Source organism: Candidatus Cryosericum odellii, assembly GCF_003570935.1.
In the GTDB taxonomy this organism is placed as follows: domain Bacteria; phylum Caldisericota; class Caldisericia; order Cryosericales; family Cryosericaceae; genus Cryosericum; species Cryosericum odellii.
In genome coordinates this window covers 1-6,132 of the sequence record NZ_QXIU01000029.1, presented here as the reverse complement: position 1 = coordinate 6,132, position 6,132 = coordinate 1, and the positions used below count along the sequence as shown (strand labels likewise).

The window sequence follows — 6,132 nt, the reverse complement described above, 5'->3', positions numbered from 1 at the left end:
ATCATATCAAGGCGTGCTCCATGAATAATATAATGTGCGAGTGAACCGACGCCATGAACGCATGATCTGTGTTGACGTCAGTACATCTCTGACGTTGAGTGTGTTGGCGTCCCCCTCAGTATCTCATGACTTGTCTCTTGACATTTACCATTGCCTTAATATTATTTAGGTGCAAGTGAACAACATTCTATTAGGAGGCACGAGATGACCGACACGACGACGAGACTGATGGACCTGGTGTATCGTGGCCGGCTGGATACGACTACGGCGGTGCTGCTGTTCAACGTCGTCTGGACGGTCAGCGGCAAACGCGAGTATATCGTCAGGGACTGAGCACACATCCGAGACCGGGAGGATACTATGTCGCAAGAGTACGAGAAGATCGAACGTATGGTCCAGCAAGGCAAGCTTACGCGCGCCGAGGCAGATGAGTTGCTTGCGACTCTCGAGCCGAAGGAATCCCAACAGTCCAGTCCACCTATCCAGGGGGCGCAGCCTCGTACACGTCGGACGTTCCGGATTCATGTCGACGAAGCCAGAACAGGTGAGCACGTGGACCTGGGCTTCCCCATGGCCCTCGCGGGTATCGGCTTGAACATCCTCGCCCGCAAGGGAAGGGCGACCGTTGGTGTCGACGGCAAGCAGGTCCCGATCGATGTCGACGAAATCAGGCGCCTGATCGCGGACCCGGCCTTCGTAGGGGAACTGATGCACATTCATGCAGGTGACGGTGACGACGTCATCCTTAGCATCGAGTGAGGCTGCCATGAAGCGCCTGCCGACGACGTGCCCCTCGTGCGGGTCTCAGCTGGAGATTGCCGAGCTGCACTGCACCGCCTGTGACACAACTGTGCGAGGAGCGTACCCGCTCGACCGGTTCGCGGCCCTGTCCGGTGAAGACGAGCAGTTCCTGCTGACGTTCCTGGCGGCGCGCGGTAACCTGAAAGAAGTCCAGGACCGCCTGGACCTGTCCTATCCGACCGTGCGGGGCCGTCTGGACAGGGTGCTGGCGGCGCTGGGACTGTCTGGCGACGACAAGTCTGCCGAGAAAGCCGCGCACAAACCTGACATCATGGAACTGCTGGACAAGCTGGAAGCCGGCGACCTGAGCGTCGATACGGTCTTGAAGACCATCAAGGAGGGCAGCGATGAGCCGAGCGACGGAACGACTGAGTGAACTGAAGGACAAGGGACTTATTACACAGGAGCAGTACGACGAGCTCTTGGCCGCGCTCGGTGTGATCAAAGACGAGTTGCCGCAGGTTCCACAAGTGCCTCGTCTGCCAGCCGAACCTATGGCACCCATGCCCCCTGCTCAGCCGGTGACTCCCGCATCTGCGCCCCAGGCCACAGGCCGCAGTCTGACCGTACGCCTGATCTCTGAGGACCTGCAGGTGCGTGGTGTCCAGGGACTCCCAGCTGTCCGGGTCGTGCGAGGCCAATCGAGCGTCCGTACCCGCCAGGATGGCCAGAATGTCGAGGTCGAGTCGAGATTGACTGCAGGCGAATTCCACGGCTTCTCGTTCAGCCTCGGATTCGGCAACGACGGCGAACCGGTCGAACTCGAAGTACCTGTCGACATGTCGTGCGAACTCAAGACCGTCTCGGGCAACATCACGGTCAGCGACATCACGGGAGACGTTGTGGTGCGCAGCGTGTCCGGCGATGTCGACGCCAGCTCCATGGCGCACCTCTCTTCCGCACAGGCGACGTCGGGCGACGTCGACCTGGACAAGTGCCTGGTGGATGGCGACGTCATCAGCAAGTCGGGTGACCTGGACATTCGAAACTCGACCGTCCGTGGCATGCTCAAGTCGTATTCAGGTGATGTTGCCGTCCTCAACACCGTCCTGAACGACACCGACGTCCTCAGCTTCAGCGGGGACGTGAGCCTGGAGAGGGTGACCGTCCAGAGCAGTGCCCGCCTGAAGACGACCAGCGGCGACGTGCGTGCAGAACTTGACCAGCACGACGTCATGGTCGATGTCGAGACGCGGTCGGGCGAGGCAAGCATCAGGGGTCCAGGCGTCGATGTCGAGGTCCAGCGGCAGCGCATTCCCGTGGGTCTGGCGACCGTCGAGCTTTCCGTCCACACCGGCAGCGGCGATATCGAGGTCAGACTGACATAGTTCTCCTTCCGAAAAGGCATCACGCACCCCCCGGTCATCGCAGCCGGGGGTTCGCGGTTCCTGGGAAGGTGTAACAGTCTTGGGACAGAAGCTCCCCTCAGNNGGGGTCTTGAACAGAAAGGCTCGGGCGGTCCCGAAGTGTAACACTCTCGACGAATTGGCACCGCGCAGCGTCATCACCTTCATCTGTCCTGTTCTCAGATATACTGTTGGTACCCTGAACGATGGAGGAACCAATGTTGGCCGATGGCAACTATCTAAGTGTGTGTGCGTATGACTGTCCCGACTCGTGCGGCATGGTCGCAACCTGCAGCGAAGGGCGACTCGTCGAGCTGGAAGGTCGGAAGGACAACGCATACACGCGTGGCTTCATCTGTCACAAAGGGCGCCGCTGGGTCCGTGATCTGCGGGGCGAGGACCGTCTGACGTCGCCCCTGGCACGCCGGAATGGCAAGTTCATCCCTATCGGCTGGGACGAGGCCCTGGACATGACGGCACAGGCGATCCAGTCAGCTATCCGGCATCACGGTCACCAGTCCTTCCTCTTCTACGAGGGTTCCGGCAACCTGCTCATGGGCAACAAGGTCCAGCGCCTGCTTCCCCTGATGCTGGGCGGCGGCACGATGGCTACCGGATCGCTGTGCGGCTCCGAGGGCAAGGTCGGTCTGGCTCGCAGCTATGGCACGGTCGGCCGCGACCAGCCGTTGGCTGCGCTGGAGAGCAAGTCCATCCTGCTGTGGGGTCGCAACCCGGCTGAAAACAGCGTCCACTTCCTCGCTATTCTGCATGACGCCCGCCGAGCGGGTGCCCGCCTGGGGACCATCGACGTCCGCGCCACGCCCACGACGGCCATCAGTGACTCCACGTGGGTCGTGCGCCCCGGATCGGACCTGACGCTCGCCCTGTACCTGTGCCATGAAGCCATCATCCTCCGTGGCGAACCACAAGCGGCGCATGAAGGATACGACGCGTTCAGGCAGGCGTGTCTGCTTGTGTCTGCCGAGGATGCACAGTTGGCCACCGGCCTCTCCGCCGCCGCCCTGCATGTGCTCGTCGGGTTCGTGATGGACCAGCCGCCCCTCAGCATCTGGACCGGCATCGGTCTTCAGCGGACCCGCTGGGGCGCCGACCTGTTCCACACCATCGACACGCTGGGCTTCCTGCTGGGCAATCACGGCGTCCCCGGCGGCGGTGTCTGGTTTGAACAGGGCGACGATGACTTGCTGCCAGACGACTTCGCCACGGTGCCCGGCGCTGAGACCCGTTTTGTGCCGCGTCCCAATCTGGGAGCGTCTCTGCTGGAAGCTGCCCCACCCATTGAGGCTGCCATGTTCGTGAGGGGCAACCCCGCATCGCAGTGCCCGGACGCCGGAAAGGTGCTGAAATTCCTGGAGCAATGCCCCTTCTCGGTTTGCCTGGACTGGCACATGAGCGTGACCACCCGTGCCTGCACGCTCGTCCTGCCGACGACTGTGTTCCTGGAGCGCGGCGACGACTACGTCATGAGCCACTTCCATGACCTGCTGCAGAAAACGAACAAGGCGGCGGAACCGCCCGAGGGCGTCCGCGACGAGCTGGACATTGTCCGGGACGTCGCTCTGCGGCTTGGGCTGCCGGACCGGTTCACGACCGAGAGGGCGCGACTGGCCGAAATCGAGAACGACCCCAGGCTGACACCCGCGGGTCCCGGCATGTGGCGTCTCAAAGAGGCACCACGCATCCAGGGAGCGTTTCACTTCCCCTCCCGCGTGCCCGATGTCCTTGTCGAACCGGGTATGCTGCGTCTCATCACCGTGCACGTGCGCGACTACATCAATGGCATCGACCCAAACCAGGCACGAGCACGCATCCTGCCTCCCGTGGCATCGGTGTCGAGGAAACTTACGCATGAACGGTGCCTGACCGAAGGTCAGAAGGTGACCCTGAGCAACGCGCTGGGTTCGCTGGATGTGCGCATCCACCTGGACAAGAGCATCGCCGCTCAGACCGTCGTGCTGCCCCAGGGGGTGGAGGGCGTCAACCTGCTCGTCGCGCCCGGACTCACGCCGGACGGCAACTCCTGCATCAACGACAGCTGGGTCCTGCTCGAGCCCGCACTTTAATGAAACGGCAGGACAAGCCACAGCAGAATCCTGTAATCACCGCGCCTGCCACGGAGAGCGCCGTTCCCCACAAGAAACGGGCCGACCCTTCCCTGGAGGTCATCTCCTACGCCGTCGCTGCCCTGGCAAACGCCTATAGCGAAGCACGAGACAAGGCGAAGCTGCTGCCCCACGGCTGATAGCCGCCTCCGTGCGCGTCGCCGCCCTGGCAGGCCGGGACGAAGCCGACGAACAGCTCGCGCGTCTTGCGTGCATGCAGAAGGAAGCCACACGCCTTGCAGCCGAGCACCTGGAGCGCAAGAAGCAGCTCTCATCAGCAGCCGTGGCCTTGGCCCAGTCCACCGACTGGAAGGACGCACGGTCGACGCTGGATCACCTCATGCACGAGTGGCACCTGACCGGCTGGTCAGACGATGCAGCGACGACTCCATTCCGCAAGGCGTTCAACGATGCGGTGGCAACGTTCACGCGGAGGCAGGAACAGTGGTTCGACGAACAGCGCATGCGCGGCGCCCCTACCCGCGAGTATCGCGAGTACCTGTGCACACGCGCCGAGCAGCTGTTGGACGAGATAGACGACACGATGTGGGCTGCTTCGGGCGAACGCCTGAAACAGCTGGCCCAACTGTGGAAGAAGACGGCGCGGCACGAAGAAGACATGGCCCTGTCGGCACGTTTTTCCGCTGCCGAGCGCGCCTTCGAAGCACATCGGGACGCATGGTACGACGCCAACCACGTGCGTAAGGAACAGCTGCTGCACCATATCGAGACCTTGACGGACACCACAAATGGACTCGCATGGGAAGCGGCACGGCGCGAAGTCGCGGACATCGAAAAACATGACTGGCACGAAGCGGGGCAGTTACCCCATGACCAGCATGAGATCATGGAACGTGAACTCCGGCGTGTCCTCGCCGCCTTTCACGTCCGTCAGGGCGAGGCGGAACATGAGGCCCTGACACAGAAGGAAAAGATTGTCGCCCGCATCCAGGTGCTGAGCCGGCGTCCCCTGGACAACTGGAAGGCGACGCGTGCCGTCCTCCTGGAACTGCAACAGGCGTATACGGATGTGGGTCCGGTCGCCNNNNCTGCGGGGCAACAGTACCGAGAAGCGCGGCGACGTCATCCGGCTCATCCGCGAGCTGACCGACAAGGCCGGCAAGGGTGTCTCGTGGCGCGACGCCCGCGACAAGGTCGTGCTCCTTCAGAAGCAGTACATGGGAGCCGGCCCCGTTGCGCACGCCGAGGGCGAAGCCCTGTGGCAGGAGTATCGGGCCGCCTCCGACCGCTTTTTCGAGCTCTACCGCTCGTGGACCGGCGACAATGTCGAGGTCAAGGAACAGCTGTGCGCCGAGGCGGAAGCACTCCTGGATGAACGTGACCCGTTCGAGGCCAAGGAAAAAGCCAAGAAACTCCAGCAGCGGTGGAAGTTCTCAGGACCCGTTCCGCCGGAAGAGAACGACGCGTTGTGGTCGCGCTTCAGCGAAGCCGTTGACAAGATTTTCGAGCGGGCCCGCGCCGAGTGGGAGGACATCCACGGCACCTGACCTCAATTGTGAATCCCCAAAGTACCTGGTACTTTGGGGATTCACAATTGGTCAAGATGTGATTCGTTAGAGGCCGTACGCCTGGCGTGCCAGCAGAAACAGTGTCTTGGTGTAACTGGACATGCGGCCCAACGGAGTACTGATCTCTTGGTCATACGCTGCCTGCGTTGTGCCAGGGTCAGCGGCATGGAGCGTGCTTTCGTCAAAGAACCAGCTGTCCTTGCCGTTGATGCTGTCCCCGAAGAATGTGGTCTCCAACGGCCACAACTCGCGGACCTCGGGCCTGCCCAGATAGGCGCCGTGGCGACACAGCCAGCTTGCCGAGGTTGCCGTCGCAATGTCCAGCGGAAGGGC

At 62.3% G+C, this 6,132-nt stretch carries 10 protein-coding genes and 1 pseudogene; 9 read left to right on the top strand and 2 right to left on the bottom strand.

The window, feature by feature from the left end:
- Positions 1-204 precede the first annotated feature (204 nt).
- From SMC5_RS11360 to SMC5_RS11550, 7 genes and pseudogenes are all read left to right on the top strand, one after another.
- Positions 205-333: a hypothetical protein gene (locus tag SMC5_RS11360; RefSeq protein ID WP_279386277.1), complete on the top strand. Its 129-nt coding sequence runs from the start codon at positions 205-207 to the stop codon at positions 331-333.
- Between the two features lie 27 nt (positions 334-360).
- Positions 361-759, top strand: coding sequence for a hypothetical protein (locus SMC5_RS01130; RefSeq protein ID WP_119119253.1), 399 nt, complete (start codon positions 361-363; stop codon positions 757-759).
- Positions 760-766: 7 nt separating this feature from the next.
- On the top strand, positions 767-1,177 hold the full coding sequence (locus SMC5_RS01125; RefSeq protein WP_165848911.1) for a DUF2089 domain-containing protein: 411 nt from the start codon (positions 767-769) through the stop codon (positions 1,175-1,177).
- Positions 1,149-2,129 (top strand): DUF4097 family beta strand repeat-containing protein, encoded by a 981-nt coding sequence (locus SMC5_RS01120; protein ID WP_119119251.1) that lies wholly within the window; start codon positions 1,149-1,151, stop codon positions 2,127-2,129. The genes SMC5_RS01125 and SMC5_RS01120 overlap by 29 nt, the downstream gene beginning before the upstream one ends.
- Before the next feature lie 236 nt (positions 2,130-2,365).
- Positions 2,366-4,231 (top strand): molybdopterin-dependent oxidoreductase, encoded by a 1,866-nt coding sequence (locus tag SMC5_RS01115; protein ID WP_165846138.1) that lies wholly within the window; start codon positions 2,366-2,368, stop codon positions 4,229-4,231.
- Positions 4,231-4,410, top strand: a complete 180-nt coding sequence (locus SMC5_RS01110) for a hypothetical protein (protein WP_119119249.1) — start codon at positions 4,231-4,233, stop codon at positions 4,408-4,410. The genes SMC5_RS01115 and SMC5_RS01110 overlap by 1 nt, the downstream gene beginning before the upstream one ends.
- Positions 4,411-4,484: 74 nt before the next feature.
- A pseudogene (locus tag SMC5_RS11550) lies at positions 4,485-5,042 on the top strand (DUF349 domain-containing protein); the annotation flags it as partial.
- Between the two features lie 51 nt (positions 5,043-5,093).
- Here the strand turns inward: SMC5_RS11550 and SMC5_RS11210 are convergent.
- Positions 5,094-5,285 (bottom strand): hypothetical protein, encoded by a 192-nt coding sequence (locus SMC5_RS11210; RefSeq protein WP_243624935.1) that lies wholly within the window; start codon positions 5,283-5,285, stop codon positions 5,094-5,096.
- On the opposite strand from SMC5_RS11210, the gene SMC5_RS11545 reads away from it, so the two are divergent.
- Both SMC5_RS11545 and SMC5_RS11540 read left to right on the top strand, forming a co-directional pair.
- Positions 5,205-5,606, top strand: a complete 402-nt coding sequence (locus SMC5_RS11545; protein WP_407079751.1) for a hypothetical protein — start codon at positions 5,205-5,207, stop codon at positions 5,604-5,606. The genes SMC5_RS11210 and SMC5_RS11545 overlap by 81 nt on opposite strands.
- Positions 5,488-5,778 carry a DUF349 domain-containing protein gene (locus SMC5_RS11540; RefSeq protein ID WP_407079750.1) on the top strand — a complete coding sequence of 97 codons (291 nt, stop codon included), beginning with the start codon at positions 5,488-5,490 and terminating at the stop codon, positions 5,776-5,778. Before SMC5_RS11545 ends, SMC5_RS11540 begins: the two co-directional genes overlap by 119 nt.
- A gap of 66 nt (positions 5,779-5,844) precedes the next feature.
- Here SMC5_RS11540 and SMC5_RS10545 read toward each other — a convergent pair.
- Positions 5,845-6,132 (bottom strand): hypothetical protein (locus SMC5_RS10545; protein WP_165848910.1); only part of this gene is annotated, 288 nt, incomplete at its 5' end.